A 22,480-nucleotide genomic window follows, 5' to 3' on the forward strand; every position below is an offset into this window, starting at 1 on the left:
GACAACGAGGTCCGTCCACGCGCCGTCGCCGTACGCGCGGGCGCGCGCGTCAGTCCACGACCTCGAACCCGACGCCGGCCGACGGACGCGGCGCGACGTCGCCCGCCGGGGCGATGGGCTCACCCACCTCCTCGGACGCGGCGAGCCGGAACCGCACGTACTCCAGCTCGCCGGAGAACTCGTGCCGGGCCGGGTAGCTCGGCGACACCGGCGAGTGGATGCTGCGCCCGACGTCCATGCCGGCGAACCCGTGGAAGAACGGCAGCAACCGCGGGAACAGCGCCTCGCCCGCCGCCTCGCCGTCCACGAACAGGCGGCCGGTGCCCTGGCAGTCGGCGGTCTTGGTCAGCTCGAAGGTCAGCTCCACCGGGCCCAGCGGCAACTCGCCCTCGGACCGCAGCACGTAGTGGGTGCCGAGGTGGTTGTACTCGTACACCAGGTGGTTGTCCTGGATGTGCAGCACGTAGCCGCCGCTGACGTTGCCGAGCACCACGATCACGCCGCCCTGGGTGGCGTCGGTGCGGTGCACCCGGGCGGTGATGGCGTGCGAGCGGTTCATCGTCGGCGGCACCGCCGCGCCGGAGATCGTCGGTACGCCCGCCAGGTAGGTGAAGTCCAGCCGGTCCCGTACCGATCCGGGTCGCGGCACCCGGGCCCGAACCGCGAATCCCCTGTCGTCCAGCGGCAGCACGTCGTAGCGGGCCGCCTCGATCCAGAACTCCTCGATGAGGCGCCGCAGCACCTCCGGATGCTCGGCGGCCAGGTCGCGGCTCTCGGTCGGGTCCTCGTCGATCCGGTACAGCTCCCAGCGGTCCTCGTCCCACGAGGTGCCCCGCTCGTGGAACGCGACAGCCTTCCAGCCCTGGTGGTAGATGCCGCGGTGGCCGAACATCTCGAAGTACTGGCGGTCCCGTGACGGTGGCGCCGCCGGGTCGCGCAGCCCGTCGCGGAAGCTACGGCCGTGCAGCGGCATCTGCGGGACGCCCCGGCGCACCGCGGGCGGCTGCACCCCGACGAGGTCCAGCACCGTCGCGGTGACGTCGATGCTGTGCTGGAACTGCGTCCGCACTCCCCCGCCGGGTACGTCACCGGCCGGCCAGCTCAGCACGAACGGCACCCGGACCCCGCCCTCGTGGGTGTGCTGCTTGTAGCGGCGGAACGGGGTGTTGCTGACCTGGGCCCAGCCCAGCGGATAGTTGCTCTGCGCGCGCGGGCCGCCGATCTCGTCGATCCGGGCCAGGCTGTCCTGGAGGTTCTCCGGCACCCGGTTCTGGAACGCGGTCGGGTTGAGCGTGCCCAGCGGCGTGCCCTCGGGGCTCGCCCCGTTGTCCGACATGACCACGAAGATCGTGTTGTCGAGCCGGCCGATCCGCTCCAGGAAGTCGACCAGGCGCCCGAGCTGGGCGTCGGTGTGGTCGACCATCGCCGCGTACGCCTCCTGCATGCGGGCGAACAGGCGCCGCTGCTCCGGCGGCACGTCGTCCCACGGGACGACGCCGGGGTTGTGCGGTGGCAGCGGCGCGTCCGGCGGGACGATGCCGAGCCCGATCTGCCTCCGGTGCCGGTCCGCGCGGATGACGTCCCAGCCGGCGTCGTAGCGGCCCCGGTACTTCGCCAGGTACTCCGGCGGGGCCTGGTGCGGCGCGTGCGCGGCGGCGTACGCCAGATACAGGAAGAACGGCTTCTCCGGGGTGAACGAGGTCTGGTCCCGGACGAACCCGATGGCCCGGTCGGTCAGGTCCTCGGTCAGGTGGTAGCCCTCCTCCGGGGTGGCCGGCGGGTCCACCTGGTGGTTGTCGTACACCAGTTCCGGATAGAAGTTGTCGGTCTCGGCCTCCAGGAAGCCGTAGTACCGCTCGAAGCCACGGCCCAGCGGCCACTGGTCGTACGGGCCGGACGGCGTGGTGTGCTCCAGCGGCGCGACGTGCCACTTGCCGACCGCCATGGTGTTGAACCCGGCGTCGCCGAGCATCTCCGCGACGGTGGCGGCGGCGTGGGTGATCCGCCCCCGCCCGCTGGGGAAGCCGCTGTCGAAGTTGGACAGCATGCGCATGCCGACGCTGTGGTGGTTGCGGCCGGTGAGCACGCTGGCCCGGGTCGGCGAGCACAGCGGCGAGGTGTGGAAGTTGGTGTACCGCAGCCCGGACGCGGCCAGCCGGTCGATCGTCGGGGTGTCGATCTCGGCGCCGAAGCAGCCGAAGTCGGCGAACCCGACGTCGTCCAGCAGCACGTACACCACGTTCGGGGTGCCCGGGGCGGCCGACTGCGGCGCGCTCCAGTGCTCCGTCGACTCGTGGTAGGTGCGCCCGATCGTGCCCTCGTACGGAGGGTCCGCCAGCGAACTGGTCACCTGGCGCCTCAGCCGGCCGTCGTGCCGCCGTCGAGGACGAGCGTGTGGCCCGTCACCATCCGCGCCTCGTCGCTGGCGAGGAACACCACCGCGTCGGCGGAGTCGCGCGGCGTCGCCATGCGGCCCAGCGGGATCGACGCCCGGAAGTTCTCCCGGGCGCTGTCCGGCACGTCACCCATCCCGCCGAGGAACGCCGAGAGCATCGGCGTCTCGGTCGCCGCCGGGGCGATCGCGTTGACCCGGACGCCGTGCGGCGCGAGTTCCAGCGCCAGCGCCTTCATCAGACCGATGACGCCGTGCTTGGCGGCGGTGTACGGCGCGTACCGGGGGCGGGCGATGACCGCCTGCAGCGACGCGGTGAACACGATCGCGCCGCCACCGGCCTCGATCAGCGCGGGCGCGGCGGCCTGCGCGGTCCAGAACGCGCCCTTGAGGTTGACGTCGACCACGCGGTCCAGCGTCGCCTGGTCCACCTCGTCCAGCGGGCCGGTGAACGGCGTACCGGCGTTGGCGTGCATGAGGTCGAGCCGGCCGAACCGCTCGACGGCGGTCTCGACGGCGGCGCGGCAGTCGGCGGCCCGGGTGACGTCGCAGGCCACGCCGACGACGGCGGACCCGAAGTCGGCGGCCGCCTTGGCGGCGCGGTCGCCGTCGAGGTCGGCGATGACGACGCGCGCGCCCTCCTCGACGAGCCGGCCGACGGTGGCCAGTCCGATGCCGCTGGCGCCTCCGGTGACGACGGCGACGCGGTCAACCAACCTCATGTGCTGCTCCTGTTGAATCGGTCCAGGAGGTCGCCGCTCAGGGTGGGCACCGCGGACAGCAGCCTCTGGGTGTAGGGGTGCCGGGGGTCGGAGTAGATCGATTCGGTGTCACCCGTCTCGACGATCCGGCCCTGGTTCATCACCGCGATCCGGTCGCAGAGGTACCGGACCACGGACAGGTCGTGGGAGACCAGGATCAGGGTCAGCTTGAACTGCTCGGCCAGGTCGGTGAGCAGGTTGAGGATCTGCGCGCGGACCGAGACGTCGAGCGCGCTGACCGGCTCGTCGCCGACGATGACCTTCGGCCCGGCCGCGAGGGCGCGGGCGATGGCGATGCGCTGCCGCTGGCCGCCGGAGAACTGGTGCGGGTAGCGGGTCACCGCCTCCTCGGGCAGGCCCACCGAGTGCATCAGCTCGGCCACGCGGGCCCGGTGGTCGCCGGGCAGGCGCAGCGCGCGCATCGGCTCCGCGATGATGTCCGCGACGCGCATCCGCGGGTTCAGCGACGACATCGGGTCCTGCAGCACCATCTGCACGTCGCGGCGCAGGAACGCGAGCTTCCGCTCCGGTACGCCGCTGATCCGCTGCCCGTTGTAGAACGCGGTGCCGGACGTCGGCCGGTCGAGGGCCATGAGGATGCGCGACAGCGTGGACTTGCCGGAGCCGCTCTCCCCCACGATGCCGAACGCCTCGCCCTCGTGGACCTGCACGCTCACGCCGTCGAGCGCGCGGATCGGCTGGCCCGGCGTACGCAGCGACCGCCGCGGGGCGCGGTACTCGCGCACCACGTCGACGGCTTCCAGCAACGGGGTGGTGGTCATGCGCTGGCCTTCCCGCTTCCTAGGGGCTGGTCGCTCTCGATCGGGTGGTGGCAGGCGGCCCGCTGGGTGCTGCCGGGCGGCGCCGTCAGCAGCGGCACGGTGCCGCAGACGTCGTCGGCGCGCGGGCAGCGGTTGCGGTACACGCAGCCGGTGGGGAACGACCCGAGCGACGGCACGCGGCCCGGGATGGTCGACAGCCGGCCGCTGCCGTCGGTGCTCTCCAGCACCGTGGACGCCCGCAGGCCCGCCGTGTACGGGTGCCGGGGCGAGTCGAACACCGTCGCCACGTCGCCGTGCTCGACGATCGAGCCCCCGTACATGACGAGCAGTTCCTCGCAGATGCTGGCGACGACCGGCAGGTCGTGCGTGATGAGCAGCAGCGACGCGCCCTCCTCGCGCACCAGCGTGTCCATCAGCCGCAGCATCTCCGCCTGCACCGTGACGTCCAGCGCCGTGGTGGGCTCGTCCGCGACCAGCACGGCCGGGTCGCACGCCAGCGCGATGGCCAGTACGACGCGCTGCCGCTGACCGCCGGAGAGCTGGTGCGGGTACTTGCGCGCGGTCCGGTCGGGCTCGGGCAGCTGGACCCGTTCGAGCAGTTCGACGGCCCGGGCCGAGGCCGCCGCGCGGTTCATGCCCTTGTGCAGCCGCAGCGACTCGGCGACCTGGTTGCCGACCCGCATCAGCGGGTTCAGCGCCGTCATCGGCTCCTGGAACACCATGGCGATGTCGTTGCCGCGGACCGCGCACATCTCCTTGTCGGACAGGTCGAGCAGGTTGCGGCCGTTCAGCAGCACCCGCCCGGTCGCGGTCACGCCGTGGGGCAGCAGGCCCATCAGCGCGAGCGCGGTCAGGGACTTGCCGCAGCCGGACTCGCCGATCAGCCCCATCCGCCGGCCCCGCCCGATCTCGAACGAGACGCCCTTGACGGCCTGGATGTCGTGGACCTTGACGACGAGGTCCTCCACCACGAGCCCGCTCACGCCGCTCACCGTCCTCTCAGCCGCGGGTCGAGGGCGTCGCGCAGCCCGTCGCCCATGAGGTTGAAGCCGAGCACCGACAGGGCGATGGCCAGACCGGGCCAGACGGCGAGCATCGGCTGCACGACGAAGTAGTTCTGGGCCTCCTGGAGCATCCGGCCCCAGGTGGGGGTCGGTGGCGGGGTGCCGTACCCGAGGTAGGACAGCGCCGCCTCGGCGAGCACCGCGTGCGCGAACGACACCGACGCCTGCACGATGAGCAGGGCGGCGATGTTGGGCAGCACGTACCGGACCATGAGCACCACGCCCCGGCGGCCGTAGCTGCGCGCGGCCAGCACGAAGTCGCTCTGCAGCACCTGCATCGCGCCGGCCCGGGTGAGGCGGCCGAACACCGGCACGTTGGCGACGCCGATCGCGATCATGCCGGTGAGCGTGGAGGCGCCGAAGCCGGCGGCCAGGATGATCGCCAGCAGGATGGCCGGGAAGGCGAACACGATGTCCAGCGCCCGCATCACCGGCTCGCTGAGCCAGCGGTGCCCGGTGGCGGCGAGCAGACCCAGGGGTACGCCCACAGCGGCGGCGATCGCGACGGCGACCACACCGACGAACAGGGTGGTCCGCGCGCCGACGAGGAGCTGGCTGACGATGTCCCGGCCGAAGTGGTCGGTGCCGAGCCAGTGGTCCCCGCCCGGGGAGAGCAGCGTCTGCGACGGGTCGACCCGGGTGGGGTCGTACGGCGTCCAGAGGAACGACACCAGCGCGGTGAGGACGACCAGGCCCACCAGGCCGGCGCCGATCACCAGCGTGAGGTTCCAGCGGCGGCGCGGCTTGACCGGGCCGGCCGCGACGACGTCGGCGGTGGCGTCCGGTGGGGCGTCGGCGACTGATGTCATGCCTTGCTCCTCAGCCTGGGGTCGACCGCGTGGTACACCACGTCGACGACGAAGTTGATCAGAAGCACCGCGGCGGTCAGCACCATCACGGTGCCCTGCACCTTCAGCAGGTCGCGGTTGCCGACGTCCTGCAGCAGCATCCGGCCGAGACCGGGCAGGCCGAAGACGTTCTCGATCACGACGGTGCCGATGAGCAGCGTCGCGAGTTGCAGACCGAGGACGGTGATGACCGGGATGGCCGCGTTGCGCAGCGCGTGCCGGGTCAGCGCCTGCGAGCGGCTGAGCCCCTTGGCCCGCGCGGTCTGGATGAAGTCCTCCTGCATGACCTCGACCACCGCGGACCGGACGTAGCGCATCAGGATCGCGCCCTGGGCCACGCCGAGTACCAGCGCCGGCATCAGCAGGGCCTGCACGGCGCCGCCGACGTCGTCCCATCCGGTGAACCCGCCGGCGGGCAGCCACTGCAGCTTCACCGCGAACACGGTGATGAGCAGGATGCCGAGCCAGAACGACGGCACGGCGATGCCGACCTGGCTCAGCGCCGACAGCGCCGTCCCGATCGCGGTCCGGCTCTTCACGGCGGCGAGGATGCCCAGCGGCACGGCGATGAGCAGCGCCAGCGTCATCCCGGCCAGGATCAGCGGCACCGTCACGCCGAGCTTGTCGGCGATCTCCGAGCCCACCGACACCCCGCTGAGCGGCGAGATGCCGAAGTCACCGCGGATCAGGCCGCCGGCCCAGTCGAGGTACCGCTCGGTGAACGGGCGGTTCGTCCCGAACTGTTCCCGCAGCGCCTCCAGCGCCTCCGGGGTGGCGTTCACACCCAGCATCGCCTGCGCCTGGTCGCCCGGCAGCAGCGACAGCATCGTGAAGACGAGGATCGACGCGGCGAACAGGGATACCGCGAGGATGGCCAGCCGCCGGACGAAGTAGATCACCATGCGTGTGTGCTCCCACTCCGAATCATGGCCTGATCATCACCATCTTGGTCACGGTCAGCTCCTCCATGGCGAAGCGCGGTCCCTCCCGGCCGACGCCGGAGTCCTTGACGCCGCCGTACGGCATGTTGTCGGCGCGGAAGCCGGGCACCTCGTTGACGAGCACCCCGCCGACATCGAGACGGCGCACGACGTCCAGGGCCACCGCCAGGTCACGGGTGAAGACGGCGGCCTGGAGCCCGTACCGGGACCGGTTGACCAGCTCGACCGCGGCGTCCATGTCCGGCACCGACCGGACGCAGACCACCGGCCCGAAGATCTCCTCCGCCCAGCACTCGGCGTCCTCGGGGACGTCGACGAGCACCGTCGGTTGCAGCACCCGGCCCTGCGCCGTACCGCCGGCCAGGCAGCGCGCACCGGCGGCGACCGCGCGATCCACCCAGGAGTGGACCCGCTCGGTGGACGCCTCGTCCACCAGGGCGGACACCCGGGTGTCGGCGGACCGGGGGTCACCGGTGGTGACCGTCGCCAGCAGCGGCTGGAGGCGTTCCAGCAGCGCCTCGCGGACCGGCTCCTCGACGATCACCCGCTGCACGCTGATGCACGCCTGACCGGAGGCGTAGAACCCCCCGCGTACGACCGCTTCCGCGGCCCGGTCCAGGTCGGCGTCGCGGCCGACGACGAGCGCCGCGTTGGACCCGAGTTCGAGCAGCACCTTGCGCGGGGCCGCGGCGCGGGCGATCTGGTGGCCGACCTGCGCCGACCCGGTGAACGACACGGCGGCGACGCCGGGATGCGTGGTCAGGAGCTTGCCGACCTCGACGCCACCGGTGACGAGCTGGACCCCGGCGGCCGGGCAGCCCGCCCGGCGGAACAGGTCGACCAGCACCAGCGTGGCCAGCGGCGTGTTCGGCGCCGGCTTGACGATCACCGGGCAGCCCGCCGCGACCGACGGCGCGACCTTGTGGGCGGCCAGGAGCAGGGGGTAGTTGAATCCGGTGATGCCGACGACGACACCGACCGGGCGGCGCACCCAGAAGCCGAGCATGCCCTCGCCGGCCGGCTGCATGTCCAGTGCCACCGTCTCGCCGGTCAGGTGCCCGACCTCCTCGGCGGCGGTCTCCAGCGTGACCAGCGTGCGGGCGACCTCGACCCGGCAGTCGACGAGCGGCTTGCCGGTCTCCAGGACCAGCAGCTCGGCGAGGTCGTCGGCGCGGGCGCGCACCTCGGCGGCGACTGTCGTCAGGATCGCGCGCCGCCGGTGACCGGGCAGGCCGGCCATCTCCGCGGCGACCTCCCGCGCGGCTTCGACAGCCGCCTCCCCGTCGGCGATGTCGCCCCACGGCGCCTGGGTCACGATGCTGCCGTCGTACGGGAACCGGACCGGCGCGGTCTGCGCGGTGGTGGTCCAGCCCGCGCCGATCGGCAGGCCGGCGGGCAGCGCGTTCAGCAGCTCCTGCGCGGTCACGACGCCGCACCCGACCGGGCGCCGGTGGCCCCGTTGAGGAAGGCCAGCGCCGCCTCGGCGTAGACCTTCGTCTTGCGGACGATGTCGTCGACCTCGACGTACTCGTCGGGCTGGTGGGCGATCCACTTCGGGCCCGGGCCGTACACGACGTTCGGGATGCCGCTGTCGCGCCACAGGATCGTGCCGTCGGTCGCGCCGGGCACGCCGCCGAAGACCGGCTCGGCGCCGGTGACGGCGCGGTGCGCGTCGGCCACGGCGAGCGAGATCGGGTGGTCCTCCGGGGTGACCGCGCACGGCCGGTCGTCGACGACCTCGACGGCGAAGGTGACGCCGTGCCGGGCGCCGATGGCGTCGGCGTCGGCGCGGACGCGCGCGGCGAGGGCGGCGTGGTCGACACCGGGTACGGTCCGGCAGTCCACGCCGAGCACGGCGCGGCCGGGGATGACGTTGAGCTGGTCGGCGGAGCCGGCGTCCAGGACCGTGGGGGTCAGGAACGTCAGGCCGAGGTGCTCGTGCTCACCCGGGTCGGCCTGCAGCTCCTTCTGGAACCGGCCGAGCGCGGCGACCAGCTCGGCCAACGCGGGGACGGGGTTGCGGCCGTGCTGCGGCATCGCGCCGTGCGCCATCTTGCCGGTGCACGTGACCAGCAGCCGGACGGCGCCCTTGGCGACCGCGCAGATCTCCTCCGCCTCCGGCTCGCAGATGATCGCGGCGTCCACCTCACCGGCCAGCGGCGTCGTGGTGAAGTGCTTCGCCCCGAGCATCTGGCCCTCCTCGTCCACCAGGGCCGCCACCACGATCCGGCCCGGGAACGGCCCGGCCAGCTCGACGGCCCGGGTCGCGTGGATCATCGCGGCGACACCGGCCTTCATGTCGGCGGAGCCGCGACCGTACAGCCGCCCGTCGACGATGTCGCCGCCGAACGGGTCGACAGTCCACTCCTCGGGAGCGCCCTCGGTGACGACGTCGGTGTGCCCCTCGAACATCAGCGTCGGGCCGGGCAGGCCACCGTCCACCACCGCGACGACGTTGGGACGCCCGGGGACGACCTCGGTGACCTCCGGTCGCCACCCGAAACCTCGCATGACCTCCGCGACGAGTTCCGCCGCGGGCTGCTCGCTGCGCCCGCGCCCCGCGTCCCAGGTCGAGGGGATGCGGACCAGGTCCTGGGTCAGCGTCACGACGGCTTGCTCGTCCACGAGATGGCCGGCGCGGGGGGAGGCGTGGGTGTCCGACGTCATGGCGTCGGAGGTTACGAACTCCGACCCCGGAGGGGAACGTCCAGTTTCCGGGTCGGTGGGGGTACCAGCCCTGGCCGGACCTGGACTTCTACGGCCTCCACGACCCGCCGCACCCCCTCGTCGATGCGGTCCAGCGGCATCACCTGGTACCCCAGGCGCAGGTGGTGACGCGGCGCCGGCCGGGTGGCCCAGTACGGCGCGCCCGGGTCCAGCAGCACGCCCTGCCGGCGCAGCTCGCGGGCGAGTTCCCCGGCGTCCAGCCCCGGCGGGCCGGTGATCCACCGTGCCAGCCCGCCGCGCGGCACCGGCTGCGGCCCCCAGCGCACGTGCCGCTCGACCGCCCGCACCATCTCCTCGTACAGCCCCAGGTAGTGGGCGCGGACGCGACGCACGTGACGGGCCAGGTCGCGGCTGGCGATCATCTGGGCAAGGGCGCGCTGCATCGGGCCGGGCGGGTGACGCAGCACGTAGCGGGAGCGGGCCCGCATGGCGTCCACGAGCGCCGGGGACGCCACCACGTAGCCGAGCCGCAGGCCCGGTGCCAGCAGCTTGCTGAAGCTGCCGAGGTAGACCACGCGGTCCTCGTCGTCGAGGGCCCGCACCGCCACCGCGGGCATCCCCCGGAACGTCATCTCGGGGTCGTAGTCGTCCTCGATCACGACCGCGTCCGCCGCGCCCGCCCGCCGCAGCAGCTCCTCACGCCGGGACGCCGACATGGTCGCGCCGGTCGGGTACTGGTGGCTCGGCGTGACGTAGACGAGCTGGGCGCCGTGCAGGTCCGCCGGCAGGTCCTCGACGACCAGGCCGTCCTCGTCGACCGCGCCGGGCACCACGTCGGCACCGGCCATCTGCATGATCGTCCGCGCGTCCGGGTAGCCCGGGTCCTCGACGAGCACCACGCTGCCCGGCCGGACGAGGACGCTCGCCAGCAGGTGCAGCGCGTGCGTCGAGCCCAGCGTGATCATCACCTGGTCCGGACGGGCGGAGATGCCGCGCGCGGGCAGCACGTGCTCGCAGAGCTGACGCACCAGCTCCGGGTCGTCGGCCTGGCCGGCGTCCCCGATGACCCGGGTCAGCCCGTCCTGCCGCAGCGCCTCACGCTGCGCCCGTTCCCACGCGCCGATCGGGAACATGGTGGGGTCGGGCTGGCCGACCACGAAGGGGAACGGCGCCCGCGCCCACGCCGGATCCCGGTGCACCGGAGTCGGGGGCGGTTCCGGTAGCCGCGCCGCCCAGTCGATCGGCTGCATCGGCGAACGGGTGGTCCGCCGCGCGGCCCGCATCCGCACCACCGCGTCGGAGGAGACGTAGAGGCCGCGGCGCGGGACGGTCACGATCAGCCCCTGCTCCATGAGCCGGTCGTACGCGGTCAGCACCGTGTTCCGGGAGACGCCGAGCGCCTCGGCCAGGCGGCGCGTGCTCGGCAGCGGGCCGTCGTCGTACTGCCCGGCGAGGATGGCGTCCTCGAGCCCGGTGATGATCTGCTCGTAGAGCGGAACCGTGCTCTGCGGGTTGACCGGCAGCAGGAAATCCGCCACCTCGACCTCCCACTTCCGCGGGGGCCTCGCCTCGTCCCGTCGTCGTACGCCCTGCACACGCCCTGTGCGTCCCGCTGGTACCAGCCTAGCCGGAGACCTGGACCTGTTGCGGAGGGCCCGTTCCCGCCACGCTTGGCCGGGCGATGGCAGGTGACGGTCTCCTGCACGCGGACAGGGGTGGACTCATGAGCGCCCAGCGAATCGCGCTGGTGCCCGGCGACGGCATCGGACCGGAGGTCACCGCGCAGGCGGTCAAGGCGTGCGACGCCGCCGCCCGACGGTTCGGGATCGACCTGGTCTGGGAGGACTACGAACTCGGCGCGGACTACTGGCGGATAACCGGCCAGGTCGTACCGCCGGACGTGGAGCAGGAACTGGCCAAGGCGGACGCCATTCTCTTCGGCGCCGTCGGCGACCCGTCGGTGCCGCCCGGCGTGCTCGAACGCGGCCTGGTGATCCACCTGCGGACCGCGTTCGACCAGTACGTGAACCTGCGGCCGGTCAAGCTGCTGCCCGGCGTACCCACGCCCATCGGCGGCCTGCGCCCCGAGCAGTGCGACCTGGTGATCCTGCGGGAGAACACCGAGGGCGCGTACGTCGGCGCCGGCGGCTTCATCCACCGGGGCGGGCCGGACGAGATCGCCACCCAGGAGTCGGTGAACACCCGCAAGGGGGTCGAACGCCTCATCCGGCACGGTTTCCGGCTGGCCCTGACCCGCCGCAAGCACGTGACCCTGGTGCACAAGGCGAACATCCTCACGTACGCCGGTGACCTGTGGCAGCGGACCTTCGAGGAGGTCGCCGCGGAGTACCCGGACATCGCTGTGGACTACGTCCACGTCGACGCGATGTGCCTCTACCTGGTGACGCAGCCGGAGCGGTTCGACGTGGTGGTCACCGACAACCTGTTCGGCGACATCATCACCGACCTCGGCGCCGCCGTGCAGGGCGGTCTCGGCCTGGCCGCCAGCGGCAACCTCAACCCGACCGGGTCGGCGCCGAGCATGTTCGAGCCGGTGCACGGCTCCGCGCCGGACATCGCCGGCCGCGGCTGGGCCAACCCCGCGGGCTCGATCCTCAGCGCCGCGCTGATGCTGGAGCACCTGGGGCACGCCGAGGCGGCCCGCAGCCTGGAGGACGGCGTGAAGGCGGTGCTGCCGCGCCTGGGCGCCATGCGCGGGCCGGAGATGGGCATGTCGACCGAGGACTTCGGCGACGCGGTCGCCGCCGTCATCGGCGAGGGCGCGTACCAGGCGGACGCCCTGCCGGCGTAGCGCGGATGTGAGCACCGAATCGGCTGAACACGGCGACGGCGGAGGAAGCCCTCCGCCGTCGCCGTGTTGCGCGCCGAAACGCCCGCCCGCCGCCGCCGGATCGACGTCCGGCCCGAGCGCCGTCCGCGCCGGCCCCGCCGGTACGGAGGGCCTGATCGCGCTGCCCGGCGGCACCTTCCTCATGGGCACCGACGATCCGGAGGGCTTCCCGGAGGATCTGGAGGGGCCGGTCCGCCCGGTGACCGTGGCGCCGTTCGAGATCGCCGCGACACCGGTGACGAACCGGCAGTTCGCCCGCTTCGTCGACGCCACCGGCTACCGCACGGACGCGGAACGGTACGGCTGGTCGTTCGTCTTCCACCTGCTGCTGGCGCCGTCCGCACGCTCGTGGGTACTCGACGCCACGGTGCCGGGCGCACCCTGGTGGCTGGCGGTCGAGGGGGCGCACTGGGCCGCCCCGGACGGGCCCGGTTCGGACGTACGCGGACGCGAGCAGCATCCGGTCGTGCACGTCTCCCAGCGGGACGCCGAGGCGTACTGCCTGTGGTCCGGCACCCGGCTGGCCGCCGAGGCGGAGTGGGAGTACGCGGCGCGCGGCGGCCTGTCCCAGGCCCGCTACGCCTGGGGCGACGAACTGACCCCGGGCGGGCGGCACCTGTGCAACATCTGGCAGGGCACCTTCCCCGCTGTCAACACCGCGGACGACGGGTTCGCGGGCACCTCTCCGGTGACCGCGTTTCCGCCGAACGGCTACGGCCTGTACGACGTCGCGGGCAACGTTTGGGAACTCACGGCCGAACCCTGGCGCGACCATCGAGGCCGCATCTCACCAGGTGAGAGCGTCATCAGGGGTGGTTCGTATCTCTGCCACGACTCCTACTGCAACAGATACCGCGTGGCAGCACGGAGTCGGACCACCGTTGACTCCTCGAGTGGCAACACCGGGTTCCGCGTGGCCCGGTAGCCGGCGGCTGATTGGTACCTGCCGACCCCGCTGAACTGGCCCTTTTGCATCGGGTACCACGCTCATAGTGTCCCGCCTCACAGGCTACGAGCGCCCTTGGCGTTCTTCGCGATGGGACACACGAATGAATCGGCTGAAGATAACGCTGCCCGCCGTGCTGCTCGCCACGGCGCTGGCTCTGACCGCGTGCAGTAGCGATGGTGACTCGGAGACCACCACCGGCGGTGGTGGTTCCGGCAACGGTACGGTCACCCTCGGTGCCTACCTCGAGCCGGTGAGCCTCGACCTGACCGCCGAGGCCGGCGCCGCGATCCCGCAGGTCCTGCTCTACAACGTGTACGAGGGCCTGGTGCGCCAGAACGCGGACACCGGCGAGGTGGAGCCGCTGCTGGCCACCGAGTGGAAGATGTCCGACGACGGCACCAAGTACACGTTCAAGCTCCGCGACAACGTGACCTTCCACGACGGCCAGAAGCTCACCGCGCAGGACGTGGTGTGGAGCTTCAAGCGGGTGACCGCGGAGGGCTCGACGAACCCGTTCAAGTCCCAGATGACAGTCGTGAAGACCGTCGAGTCGCCGGACGCGTCCACCGTGGAGGTGACGCTGTCGCGGCCCAGCCAGAGCTGGCTGTTCGACGTCGCCGGCCGCGTCGGCGTGGTCCTCAAGGAGAACGCCACCGACCTGGGCACGAAGCCGAACGGCACCGGCCCGTTCAAGTTCGACAAGTGGAACCGCGGCGACAGCATCACGCTGGTGCGCAACGACGGCTACTGGGGCGAGAAGGCGAAGGTCGCCACCGCCGTCTTCCGCTACATCACCGACGCGAACGCGCTGAACAACGCGATGCTCTCCGGTCAGCTCGACATCGTGGCGAACATCCAGGCGCCGCAGCTGCTCGAGGTGTTCAAGGGCAACAAGCAGTTCGAGGTGGTCGAGGGCAAGACGACCGGTGAGGTCGTCATGGCGATGAACAACAGCAAGGGCCCGCTGGCCGACGTCCGGGTGCGCCAGGCCATCCGCCACGCGATCGACCACGACGCCCTCATCAAGACCGTCTGGTCCGGCTACGGCACGAAGATCGGCAGCATGGTGCCGCCGAGCGACCCGTGGTACGAGGACCGCACCGGCGACTTCCCGCACGACCCCGCCAAGGCCAAGCAGCTGCTCGCCGACGCCGGTCACGCCAACGGGCTCACCCTGACCATGGACGTCCCGCCGCCCGGCTACGCCCGCGCCTCCGCGCAGTTCGTCGCCTCGCAGCTCGCCGAGGTCGGCATCAAGGTGACCCAGAACAACGTCGAGATGCCGCAGTGGCTCGACAAGGTGCTCGGCAAGGCCAACTACGACCTGTCGATCATCGCCCACGTGGAGCCGCGTGACCTGGTCCGCTACGGCCAGCCCGACTACTACTACCGCTACAAGAACCCGGCCGTCACGCAGCTCATGAACGAGGCCGACACGGCCCTGGACGCGGCGACCCGGGACAAGAAGTTCGCCGAGGCCGCGAAGGTCATCTCGCAGGAGGCGGCCAGCGACTGGCTCTTCCTGCTGCCGAACCTGGCCGTGATCCGCGACGGCGTCGAGGGCTACCCGAAGGACGCGGTGACCCAGTCCTTCGACGTCACCAAGGTGTCCAAGAAGTAATCAGTTCCACGCACACGGAAGGACCTGGTGGGCTCCGCCCACCAGGTCCTTCCGTCTTCCCGCTCCCCGCTCCCCGCTTCCCGCTCCCCGCTCCCCGCTCCCCGCTCCCCGCTCCCCGCGATCTTGCACTTGCGGCCCCTGGCGCGGGGGATTTGACCCCGTTCGCCGGGGCACCAGGTGCAAGATCGACGGGCTAGGAGGGCCGGGGACGCCCGAGGAGCCGTGATCGGTGCGCAGTGGACTGACGCAGTCGAGGTGCTGCCCGCGTGTAGCCCTGCGCGTCCGGGACCGCAGGGCGTCGACACAACGCACTGCCGAGCGAGGGCTAAGCCGCGGTGGACGTGTTCCGCCCGGGCCGACGACCACGTCCAGCCCTGCGGTGCGGCCCCTGCGCTCGGCGCCAGCGCGATGCACAGGTGGCTGCCAAGGGACGGCGCAATCCCGCTCGCGCTCCACACGCCAGGAGCTGACGTGCTGCGGAGTGAGTCGGTGTAGAACGCCACGCTCCGTCGATCTTGGAGTTGTGGCGCCTGGGATGCCCCGTATGCGAGCTGTGCGAGGTGCCACAACTCCAAGATCGGCGGTCACATCAAGCGCGGACCGGCGGGCTGGGAACGACGCGAGGCGGGTCCCGTCCTGGTGGACGGAACCCGCCTCGTTCGTCAGGCGCCTACTGTTGCGGCGCGAGGTGGGACAGCGTATGCGTCAGCTGAGCCCGGCGGAGGGTGCCCGGCGGCGTCCCCGCAGGTGCATCCCCAGCAGGCCGACACCGAGGATGGCGGCGGCCAGCAGGCCCGTGGTGACGCCGGTCGGGACGCTCGGGCCACCGGTGCTACCGGAGGCGAGAACCATGCCGTTCTGCGACTCCTGCTGGGTGGTGTTGCCCGCCGGGGCGGCCTTGGGCTTGGGCTTGTCCTTGCCGTTGTCGGCACCGGCCGGCGCGGGGACCGGGGTCTGGGCCAGCGCCTGGGTCGCCTGGGCGAAGGTCTCCGGCGTCACGTCCGGCGCGTTGCCCTGGGTACGCCACTGCTTGAGCTGCTTCATGCCCTTGCAGGCCGAGGGGTAGCGGTCACAGTAGCTGGTGGTGTTGCCGATGCTCTCGGACGAGAGGACAGCCTTGGCGATGGCACGGGCGAGCGTGCTGGCGCCGGCGTTGAAGATGGCGTTGAGCTGGCGGCTGTCGGCCGGGTCGTTGATCTGGAGCGCCTCACCCTTGCCGGTGGACACCGCGAACACGGTGTCACCGTCGCCGAGGGTGTGGATCGGGCTGATCGCGCGGGCCATGCCGTCGTGCGCGTTGCCGGACATGCGCTGCGCGGCGGCCTTCTCCAGCGGAGCGTTGGTGGCCACCACGGCGATCGTGGTGTTGGCCGGCTGCTCGGCGGCGGCGGCCGGCGGGGTCGGCGGGTTGCACTCCTTCTTCTTGGGAGCCTTGTACCCGGCGAACTCGTCGCCGATGCCGTACTTGACGCCGTACAGGGTGCAGTCGGCCGGGTCCACCGGGGAACCGGCCGGGTTCACGATCACCATCGCGCCGACGTAGATGCCGTCGCCGAGGTGGACGCTCGCGGTGCCGACGCCGCCGCGCATGCCGCCGCCGCGGGCACCGGTGCCGCCGCCGACGCCACCCTGGCGGACCGGGCCGTCCGAGGTGGCCTGCGCCGCGAGGTAACCCCACTCGGCGGAGGTACGCGCCTTCGGGTCACCGCCGCGGCCGAGGTCGAAGATGTCCGCGGCCGGCACGATCGGGGCCACGCCGCCCGCGCCGACGCGTACGCCCTCGCCGCGGTCCTCGAGCCAGCGGATGATGCCGTTGGTGGCCGACAGCCCGTACATGCTGCTGCCGCCGAGCTGGATCGCGTTGACGCCCGGGTTCGAGTTGAGCGGGCTGAGCAGGTCGGTCTCCTTGGTGGCGGGGGCGCCACCACGCTGGTCCACACTCGCCACGGACATCTGCGGCATGTAGACGACCGAGGTGCCGGTCAGGTACGGAGCGGTGTCGGACTGGACCTGGCCGACCTGGATGCCGGGGACGTCGGTGATGGCGTTGTGGGCGCCCGGGGCACCGGCGGCGGGGTTGGCCGACGCGGGCGACCCGACGAGCACGAGTCCCGGACAGACCAGGGCTGCCGCGGCGAACGCGGCGAATCTGGACGACTTCATGCAGCTTCTCCCATGTGAAGCGGTGCGACCTCCGCCCCGATCCGGGGCGGTCGATGCATTGGGCAACTGGTGGTCCCCCGTGGTACACGACGAGATGTGGGGGAGGCTACTGGTCAGACCAGTCGAAGGGAAGAGCCTGCTCAGCTGATGGCCGACTCGGATAAGCCGAGGTCAGGCCACATCAGGCGGATTCAGAGCAATACGTCCACCATCGAGCGCCGCGCCTCCGGCACGTACTCGGCGTAGTAGTGGTGCAACTCCTGGCGGGTCAGCCGGGCCACCTCGTCGGCCTCGCCCGCCCGCATCGCGTCGATGACGCGCCGGTGATGTGCCAAGGTGCGCTCCATCAGGGCCTCCGGATCCGGGGCCTGCGCGAGCTTGGTGGAGATGAGGTCCAGCACCATGCTCCGTACCGCGTCGAGGCAGAGCACGAGCAGTTCGTTCCCGGACAGCCGGGCGACGTGCTCGTGGAAGCGGACGTCCGCCGCGCTGAAGGCTTCGTAGCCGTCGGCGACCGCGTCCCGCATGCCCGCCAGCGCCTGCTCCAACTCGTCCAACTCGGACGGTGACGCCAGCCGGGCGGCGACCGACCCGGCGGCCGATTCGATGATCATGCGGAACTGGAGCAGCTCCGCCACGCCGAGCCGCCGGCTGTCCACGACCCGGGCGAACAGCTTGCGCATCGCCGAGGCGGTCGAGGCGATCACCTGCGGCCCGAGGGGGTCACCCGGGCGGGAACGGATCAGGCCGCTGCTCTCCAGCACGCGCAGCGCCTCGCGCACGGTGGACCTGCTCACGTCGAACTGGGTCGTCAGCTCGCGCTCGCTGGGCAGCCGGTCCCCCGGCCGCAGATCGCCGGCGGCGATCCGCTCCTCGACCTGCCGGACGATCCCCTCGTACGCCCTCACGGTGCGCACTGGAGCGAACGAGACACCCTTGGGCATGGCGAACCTCCCGACGCACCGCGGCCTCGCGCCGCTGCGAACAACGGTACGGTGCATCGACCCGTGCGGTGGTCAGCCCCCGCCCGCGACGACGAGTGCGCAGGCCGGGCGGCCGAGCGCGTCAGCTCGCGCCGATGGCCACGTCGTCGACACGAATGTTGATCTCGGCGGCGCGCAGTCCGTACGCCTCGATCGCGGACGCCACCGCGGCCCGGACCTCACCCGTCACCTGCGGCACCGGGTACCCGGCGTCGATCACGAGGACGAGGTTGACCACTGCCGAGCCGTCGGTGACGTGCGCCGAGCAGCCGCGCCGCGCGTCCCCGACCTGGTCCAGCCCGACCCGGTCCAGCACGGCGTTGAAGAAGCGGGCGATGTCGCCGCCCAGCTCGGCCACGCCCGGCACCGACTTCGCGGCGGCCACCGCGATCTTCTCGACCACCTCGTCCGAGACCGAAGTGCTCCCGCCCGCCACGGTCTCGTGCATCGCCGGCAGCTCCTGAGTAGCGTCGTGCTCCACGCGCCCCGCCCTCCCTCGTCCGGGGGAGCGTACATCGGCCGTCGATCATGGAGTTACGGCCCCGGCAGAAGCCGCGAAGCAGGCGCAACCGGGGCCGCAACCGCAAGATCGCGGGCTTTGCGGGAGCGCCTCCCGTCACGCGAGATTGGCGTTCCGCCAGGTGGGAGCGGCGGACGGGGCGGGGGCGGGTCAGGAGCCCAGCTGGGAGAGCAGCTCGTCCGCCGCAGCGTACGGGTCGATGGCGCCCTCGGCCACCTTGGCCGCGAGCGTCGGGAGCTGCGTACCGTCGCGCAGGGAACCGATCCGGGCGCGCAGGACGCCCAGCGCGATGGCCTCGATCTCGGCGGCGGCCCGCGCCTCCCGGCGGCGGCGCAGCTCGCCGTGGCGCTCCAGCCAGTCGCGGTGCTTGTCGATCGCGGCGGCGATGTCGTCGATGCCCTCGGCACGGGCGGCGATCGAGCGCACCACCTGCGGACGCCACTCCCCCGGCCCACGCTCGCCCAGCGCGATCATGCCCTGGATGTCGCGGACCGTCGCGTCGGCACCGTCCCGGTCGGCCTTGTTGACCACGAAGACGTCGGCGATCTCCAGGATGCCGGCCTTGACCGCCTGGATCGCGTCGCCCATCCCCGGCGCGAGCAGCACGAGCGTGGTGTCGGCCAGCGACGCCACCTCCACCTCGGCCTGCCCGACACCGACGGTCTCGACGAGCACCACGTCGCAGCCGGCGCCCTCCAGCACGCGCACCGCCTGCGGCGTGGCGGCGGAGAGCCCGCCCAGGTGGCCCCGGCTGGACATCGAGCGGATGTAGACGCCCGGGTCGGTCGCGTGGTCCTGCATCCGGACCCGGTCGCCGAGGATCGCCCCGCCGGTGAACGGGCTGGACGGGTCGATCGCGAGCACGCCGACCCGGTGCCCGCGCGCCCGCAGCGCCCGGACCAGCTCGTTCGTGGTGGTCGACTTGCCCACGCCGGGCGAGCCGGTCAGGCCGACCACCTGGGCGTGCCCGGCGTACGGCGCGAGCGCCGCCGCAACCTGCGGCAACACCTCGTCGCCGGACTCGACCAGGGTGATCAGGCGGGCCACCGCGCGGGGGTCACCCGCGCGGGCCCGTTCCACCAGCATGGGTACGTCCCGGCTGCGGCGCACCGGGCCGGAGGCCGCCGCCGGGGCGTTCTGTGCATCGTTCACAGGTATCAGCAATCAGCTCTCGGCGCCGTTCGGGACGTGGATGATCAGCGCGTCGCCCTGCCCGCCACCGCCGCAGAGCGCCGCCGCGCCGGTGCCGCCACCGCGCCGCTTCAGCTCCATCGCGAGCGTGAGGACGAGGCGGGCGCCGGACATGCCGATCGGGTGGCCGAGCGCGATCGCGCCACCGTTGACGTTGACCTTGTCGGGGCTGATCCCGAGGTCACGGGTGGACTGGATGCCCACCGCCGCGAACGCCTCGTTGATCTCGATGAGGTCGAGGTCCTCGATGCTCAGGCCGCCCTTCTTCAGGGCGTGGTTGATCGCGTTCGACGGCTGCGAGTGCAGGGAGTTGTCCGGACCGGCCACGTTGCCGTGCGCGCCGATCTCGGCCAGCCAGGTCAGGCCCAGCTCCTTGGCCTTGGCCTTGCTCATCACGACCACGGCGGCGGCGCCGTCGGAGATCGGCGAGGAGCTGCCGGCGGTGATGGTGCCGTCCTTGGTGAAGGCGGGGCGCAGCTTCCCGAGCGACTCGGCGGTGGTGTCGGGGCGGATGCCCTCGTCCTCGCTGATAACCAGCGGGTCGCCCTTGCGCTGCGGGATGACCACCGGGGTGATCTCGTCGCCGAAGTGGCCGTTCTTCTGCGCGGCGGCGGCGCGCTGGTGGCTGGCCGCGGAGAACGCGTCCTGCTCCTCGCGGGTGATGCCGTGCTTCGCGCCGTGCCGCTCGGTCGACTCGCCCATCGAGCAGCAGTCCCAGGCGTCGGTGAGGCCGTCGAGGGCCATGTGGTCCTTGACCGTCACGTCGCCGTACTTGTAGCCGGAGCGCTGACCGAGCAGCAGGTGCGGGGCGTTCGTCATCGACTCCATGCCGCCGGCCACCACGACGTCGAACTCACCGGCCCGGATGAGCTGGTCGGCGAGCGCGATCGCGTCCAGCCCGGAGAGGCAGACCTTGTTGATGGTCAGCGCCGGGGTGGACATCGGGATGCCGGCCTCGACGGCCGCCTGCCGGGCCGGGATCTGCCCGGCGCCGGCCTGGAGCACCTGGCCCATGATCACGTACTGGACCTGCTCGGGCGCGACGCCGGCGCGCTCCAGGGCCGCCTTGATCGCGATGCCACCGAGCTTGGTCGCGGGGAGGTCCTTGAGGTTGCCCAGCAGGCGCCCCATGGGGGTCCGCGCGCCGCTGACGATCACCGAAGCCATTGCCTGCCTCCGAGGGGGGTGCCGACCTGTACGCCTTAACGATTGTTCGGTCAGACTAGCGTCATGGCTGAGAACTCCCCCGTCGAGCCCGCTGCCGAGTTTGTCACAGACATCGGCCTGCGCCGCATCGACCACGTCGGGATCGCCGTGGCCGACCTGGACGCCGCGATCGACTTCTACCAGCGCACGTTCGGGATGCGCTGCGTGCACACCGAGACCAACGACGAGCAGGGCGTACGCGAGGCGATGCTCGCGGTCGGGCCGGACGCCTCCGGCGGCATGGTGCAGCTGCTCGCGCCGCTGTCCCCGGACACCACGATCGGCAAGTTCCTGGACAAGCGCGGTCCCGGCATCCAGCAGGTGGCGTACACGGTGGCGGACATCGACGTGGCCTGCGCGGCGCTGCGTGAGCGCGGCGTCCGGCTGCTCTACGACGCACCCCGGCGCGGCACGTCGGACTCCCGGGTCAACTTCGTGCACCCCAAGGACGCCGGCGGCGTGCTGATCGAGCTGGTCCAGCCCGCCTGAGGCGCAAGGAAGGGCCCCTTCTTAGTGAGTGTTTGAGATTTGGGGTGCGGCGGCGTGTTGGGTTGAGGTGAGGGAAGGCCCTCGGTAGGTCCGGTGGTGTCGAGCCAACCGTTTCCATACCGAGGGCCTTCTGATGACGTTGTACCCGATCACTGTCACGCCGTCCGCGTCGCCCCGCCGTTATCCGTCGCAGCGGGTGCGGCGGGAACGGGAACGGGCGGTGCGGCGGCGGTATCCCGGTGATCTGACCGATGCGCAGTGGGCGTTGATCGCGCCGCTGGTCACGCCGGTGTCGGTCGGTCGGCGGGGGCGGCCGCCGTCGCATCCGATGCGGGCGATCGTCACGGCGATCTTGTATGTGGCCTGCACCGGTTGTCCGTGGCGGGCCCTGCCGCGGGAGTTCCCGCCCCCGGGGACGGTGTACTGGTGGTTCGCTCGATGGCGCGATGACCACACGTTGATGCGTCTGCACGACCGGTTGCGGGAGCAGTGCCGTACCGCCGCCGGACGGCACGCGCATCCCAGCGCCGGAGCGATCGATTCTCAGTCGGTGCGCGCCGCGGACACCGTGCCCCGACACAGCCGCGGTTTCGACGTGGCGAAGAAGGTCAACGGCCGTAAACGCCACATCGTCGTGGACACCATGGGCCTACTCCTGGCCGTCATGATCACCGGCGCGCACGTCAACGACCGCACCATCGCCCGGGACCTGCTCTGGCGCACCCGGCTGTTCCACCCCCGCCTACGCCTGCTCTGGGCAGACGGCGGCTACATCGGCACCCTGAGCACCTGGGCCCGCCACGCCCTCGACCTCACCGTGCACCTGGTCCACAAACTCCCCGGACAACACACCTTCGTCGTGCTGCCCCGCCGCTGGGTCGTCGAACGCACCTTCGCCTGGATCAGCAAGAAACGCCGCTGCGTCCGCGACTACGAACGCCTACCGGCCAGCCACGCCGCCTTCGTTACCTGGGCCATGATCCACGTCATGGTCACCCGCCTGGCCCGACACACGAAACCGGCCCAGGCAACCCACACCTGAGCCGGAATCT

Annotated in this window: 19 protein-coding genes; 5 read left to right on the forward strand and 14 right to left on the reverse strand. The window is 71.9% G+C overall.

Annotation, left to right across the window (positions count from 1 at the left end):
- Window positions 1-49: 49 nt before the first annotated feature.
- Genes ACQP26_RS24765 through ACQP26_RS24805 form a run of 9 tightly spaced genes read right to left on the reverse strand, consistent with a single transcriptional unit; the run spans window position 50 to window position 10,993 of the window.
- On the reverse strand, window positions 50-2,350 hold the full coding sequence (locus ACQP26_RS24765; protein WP_433494135.1) for an arylsulfatase: 2,301 nt from the start codon (window positions 2,348-2,350) through the stop codon (window positions 50-52).
- Between the two features lie 8 nt (window positions 2,351-2,358).
- A complete protein-coding gene (locus tag ACQP26_RS24770; RefSeq protein WP_281579905.1) occupies window positions 2,359-3,114 on the reverse strand; it encodes an SDR family NAD(P)-dependent oxidoreductase in 756 nt (251 codons plus the stop codon).
- On the reverse strand, window positions 3,111-3,935 hold the full coding sequence (locus ACQP26_RS24775) for an ATP-binding cassette domain-containing protein (RefSeq protein ID WP_281579904.1): 825 nt from the start codon (window positions 3,933-3,935) through the stop codon (window positions 3,111-3,113). The genes ACQP26_RS24770 and ACQP26_RS24775 overlap by 4 nt, the downstream gene beginning before the upstream one ends.
- Complete coding sequence (locus ACQP26_RS24780) at window positions 3,932-4,918, reverse strand: ABC transporter ATP-binding protein (protein ID WP_366623263.1); 987 nt, start codon at window positions 4,916-4,918, stop codon at window positions 3,932-3,934. The genes ACQP26_RS24775 and ACQP26_RS24780 overlap by 4 nt, the downstream gene beginning before the upstream one ends.
- Window positions 4,919-4,923: 5 nt before the next feature.
- On the reverse strand, window positions 4,924-5,808 hold the full coding sequence (locus tag ACQP26_RS24785) for an ABC transporter permease (protein WP_013288207.1): 885 nt from the start codon (window positions 5,806-5,808) through the stop codon (window positions 4,924-4,926).
- The gene (locus ACQP26_RS24790; protein WP_194800627.1) at window positions 5,805-6,749 is read right to left on the reverse strand and encodes an ABC transporter permease; all 945 of its coding nucleotides are present in this window, start codon (window positions 6,747-6,749) and stop codon (window positions 5,805-5,807) included. The genes ACQP26_RS24785 and ACQP26_RS24790 overlap by 4 nt, the downstream gene beginning before the upstream one ends.
- A 22-nt stretch (window positions 6,750-6,771) precedes the next feature.
- Window positions 6,772-8,214 (reverse strand): aldehyde dehydrogenase family protein, encoded by a 1,443-nt coding sequence (locus ACQP26_RS24795; RefSeq protein ID WP_433494136.1) that lies wholly within the window; start codon window positions 8,212-8,214, stop codon window positions 6,772-6,774.
- Entirely contained in the window at window positions 8,211-9,455 is a 1,245-nt protein-coding gene (locus ACQP26_RS24800; protein ID WP_433494137.1) for a M20 family metallopeptidase, read from the reverse strand. Before ACQP26_RS24800 ends, ACQP26_RS24795 begins: the two co-directional genes overlap by 4 nt.
- Window positions 9,456-9,466: 11 nt before the next feature.
- Window positions 9,467-10,993, reverse strand: a complete 1,527-nt coding sequence (locus tag ACQP26_RS24805; RefSeq protein ID WP_433494138.1) for a PLP-dependent aminotransferase family protein — start codon at window positions 10,991-10,993, stop codon at window positions 9,467-9,469.
- A gap of 185 nt (window positions 10,994-11,178) precedes the next feature.
- On the opposite strand from ACQP26_RS24805, the gene ACQP26_RS24810 reads away from it, so the two are divergent.
- The 3 genes from ACQP26_RS24810 (at window position 11,179) to ACQP26_RS24820 (ending at window position 14,876) form a co-directional block, all read left to right on the forward strand.
- Complete coding sequence (locus ACQP26_RS24810; RefSeq protein WP_269704392.1) at window positions 11,179-12,267, forward strand: 3-isopropylmalate dehydrogenase; 1,089 nt, start codon at window positions 11,179-11,181, stop codon at window positions 12,265-12,267.
- Window positions 12,268-12,274: 7 nt separating this feature from the next.
- Entirely contained in the window at window positions 12,275-13,231 is a 957-nt protein-coding gene (locus ACQP26_RS24815; RefSeq protein WP_433494139.1) for a formylglycine-generating enzyme family protein, read from the forward strand.
- 124 nt (window positions 13,232-13,355) lie between these two features.
- Window positions 13,356-14,876: an ABC transporter substrate-binding protein gene (locus tag ACQP26_RS24820; protein ID WP_433494140.1), complete on the forward strand. Its 1,521-nt coding sequence runs from the start codon at window positions 13,356-13,358 to the stop codon at window positions 14,874-14,876.
- Between the two features lie 705 nt (window positions 14,877-15,581).
- Here the strand turns inward: ACQP26_RS24820 and ACQP26_RS24825 are convergent.
- From ACQP26_RS24825 to ACQP26_RS24845, 5 genes are all read right to left on the reverse strand, one after another.
- Window positions 15,582-17,039 (reverse strand): P1 family peptidase, encoded by a 1,458-nt coding sequence (locus ACQP26_RS24825; protein ID WP_433494141.1) that lies wholly within the window; start codon window positions 17,037-17,039, stop codon window positions 15,582-15,584.
- A 191-nt stretch (window positions 17,040-17,230) separates the two neighbouring features.
- Window positions 17,231-17,947: a FadR/GntR family transcriptional regulator gene (locus tag ACQP26_RS24830; RefSeq protein WP_433494142.1), complete on the reverse strand. Its 717-nt coding sequence runs from the start codon at window positions 17,945-17,947 to the stop codon at window positions 17,231-17,233.
- A 157-nt stretch (window positions 17,948-18,104) separates the two neighbouring features.
- A complete protein-coding gene (locus ACQP26_RS24835) occupies window positions 18,105-18,503 on the reverse strand; it encodes an Asp23/Gls24 family envelope stress response protein (protein ID WP_269704387.1) in 399 nt (132 codons plus the stop codon).
- A 189-nt stretch (window positions 18,504-18,692) separates the two neighbouring features.
- A complete protein-coding gene (gene meaB, locus ACQP26_RS24840; RefSeq protein ID WP_433494143.1) occupies window positions 18,693-19,694 on the reverse strand; it encodes a methylmalonyl Co-A mutase-associated GTPase MeaB in 1,002 nt (333 codons plus the stop codon).
- A gap of 12 nt (window positions 19,695-19,706) precedes the next feature.
- Window positions 19,707-20,900 carry an acetyl-CoA C-acetyltransferase gene (locus tag ACQP26_RS24845; RefSeq protein ID WP_194800615.1) on the reverse strand — a complete coding sequence of 398 codons (1,194 nt, stop codon included), beginning with the start codon at window positions 20,898-20,900 and terminating at the stop codon, window positions 19,707-19,709.
- A gap of 63 nt (window positions 20,901-20,963) precedes the next feature.
- On the opposite strand from ACQP26_RS24845, the gene mce reads away from it, so the two are divergent.
- Window positions 20,964-21,428, forward strand: coding sequence for a methylmalonyl-CoA epimerase (gene mce, locus ACQP26_RS24850; protein ID WP_194800614.1), 465 nt, complete (start codon window positions 20,964-20,966; stop codon window positions 21,426-21,428).
- A 133-nt stretch (window positions 21,429-21,561) separates the two neighbouring features.
- On the forward strand, window positions 21,562-22,470 hold the full coding sequence (locus ACQP26_RS24855) for an IS5 family transposase (RefSeq protein ID WP_433494144.1): 909 nt from the start codon (window positions 21,562-21,564) through the stop codon (window positions 22,468-22,470).
- Window positions 22,471-22,480 lie beyond the last annotated feature (10 nt).

Source organism: Micromonospora sp. CA-248089, from assembly GCF_050948515.1.
Taxonomy (GTDB): domain Bacteria; phylum Actinomycetota; class Actinomycetes; order Mycobacteriales; family Micromonosporaceae; genus Micromonospora.

What these genes read in the sequence shown, in the direction of transcription:
- ACQP26_RS24770 (WP_281579905.1), bottom strand. Translation starts at nt 3,114, where the DNA reads ATGAGGTTGGTTGACCGCGTCGCCGTCGTCACCGGAGGCGCCAGCGGC.
- ACQP26_RS24775 (WP_281579904.1), bottom strand. Translation starts at nt 3,935, where the DNA reads ATGACCACCACCCCGTTGCTGGAAGCCGTCGACGTGGTGCGCGAGTAC.
- ACQP26_RS24785 (WP_013288207.1), bottom strand. Translation starts at nt 5,808, where the DNA reads ATGACATCAGTCGCCGACGCCCCACCGGACGCCACCGCCGACGTCGTC.
- ACQP26_RS24790 (WP_194800627.1), bottom strand. Translation starts at nt 6,749, where the DNA reads ATGGTGATCTACTTCGTCCGGCGGCTGGCCATCCTCGCGGTATCCCTG.
- ACQP26_RS24800 (WP_433494137.1), bottom strand. Translation starts at nt 9,455, where the DNA reads ATGACGTCGGACACCCACGCCTCCCCCCGCGCCGGCCATCTCGTGGAC.
- ACQP26_RS24810 (WP_269704392.1), top strand. Translation starts at nt 11,179, where the DNA reads ATGAGCGCCCAGCGAATCGCGCTGGTGCCCGGCGACGGCATCGGACCG.
- ACQP26_RS24820 (WP_433494140.1), top strand. Translation starts at nt 13,356, where the DNA reads ATGAATCGGCTGAAGATAACGCTGCCCGCCGTGCTGCTCGCCACGGCG.
- ACQP26_RS24825 (WP_433494141.1), bottom strand. Translation starts at nt 17,039, where the DNA reads ATGAAGTCGTCCAGATTCGCCGCGTTCGCCGCGGCAGCCCTGGTCTGT.
- ACQP26_RS24845 (WP_194800615.1), bottom strand. Translation starts at nt 20,900, where the DNA reads ATGGCTTCGGTGATCGTCAGCGGCGCGCGGACCCCCATGGGGCGCCTG.
- mce (WP_194800614.1), top strand. Translation starts at nt 20,964, where the DNA reads ATGGCTGAGAACTCCCCCGTCGAGCCCGCTGCCGAGTTTGTCACAGAC.
- ACQP26_RS24855 (WP_433494144.1), top strand. Translation starts at nt 21,562, where the DNA reads ATGACGTTGTACCCGATCACTGTCACGCCGTCCGCGTCGCCCCGCCGT.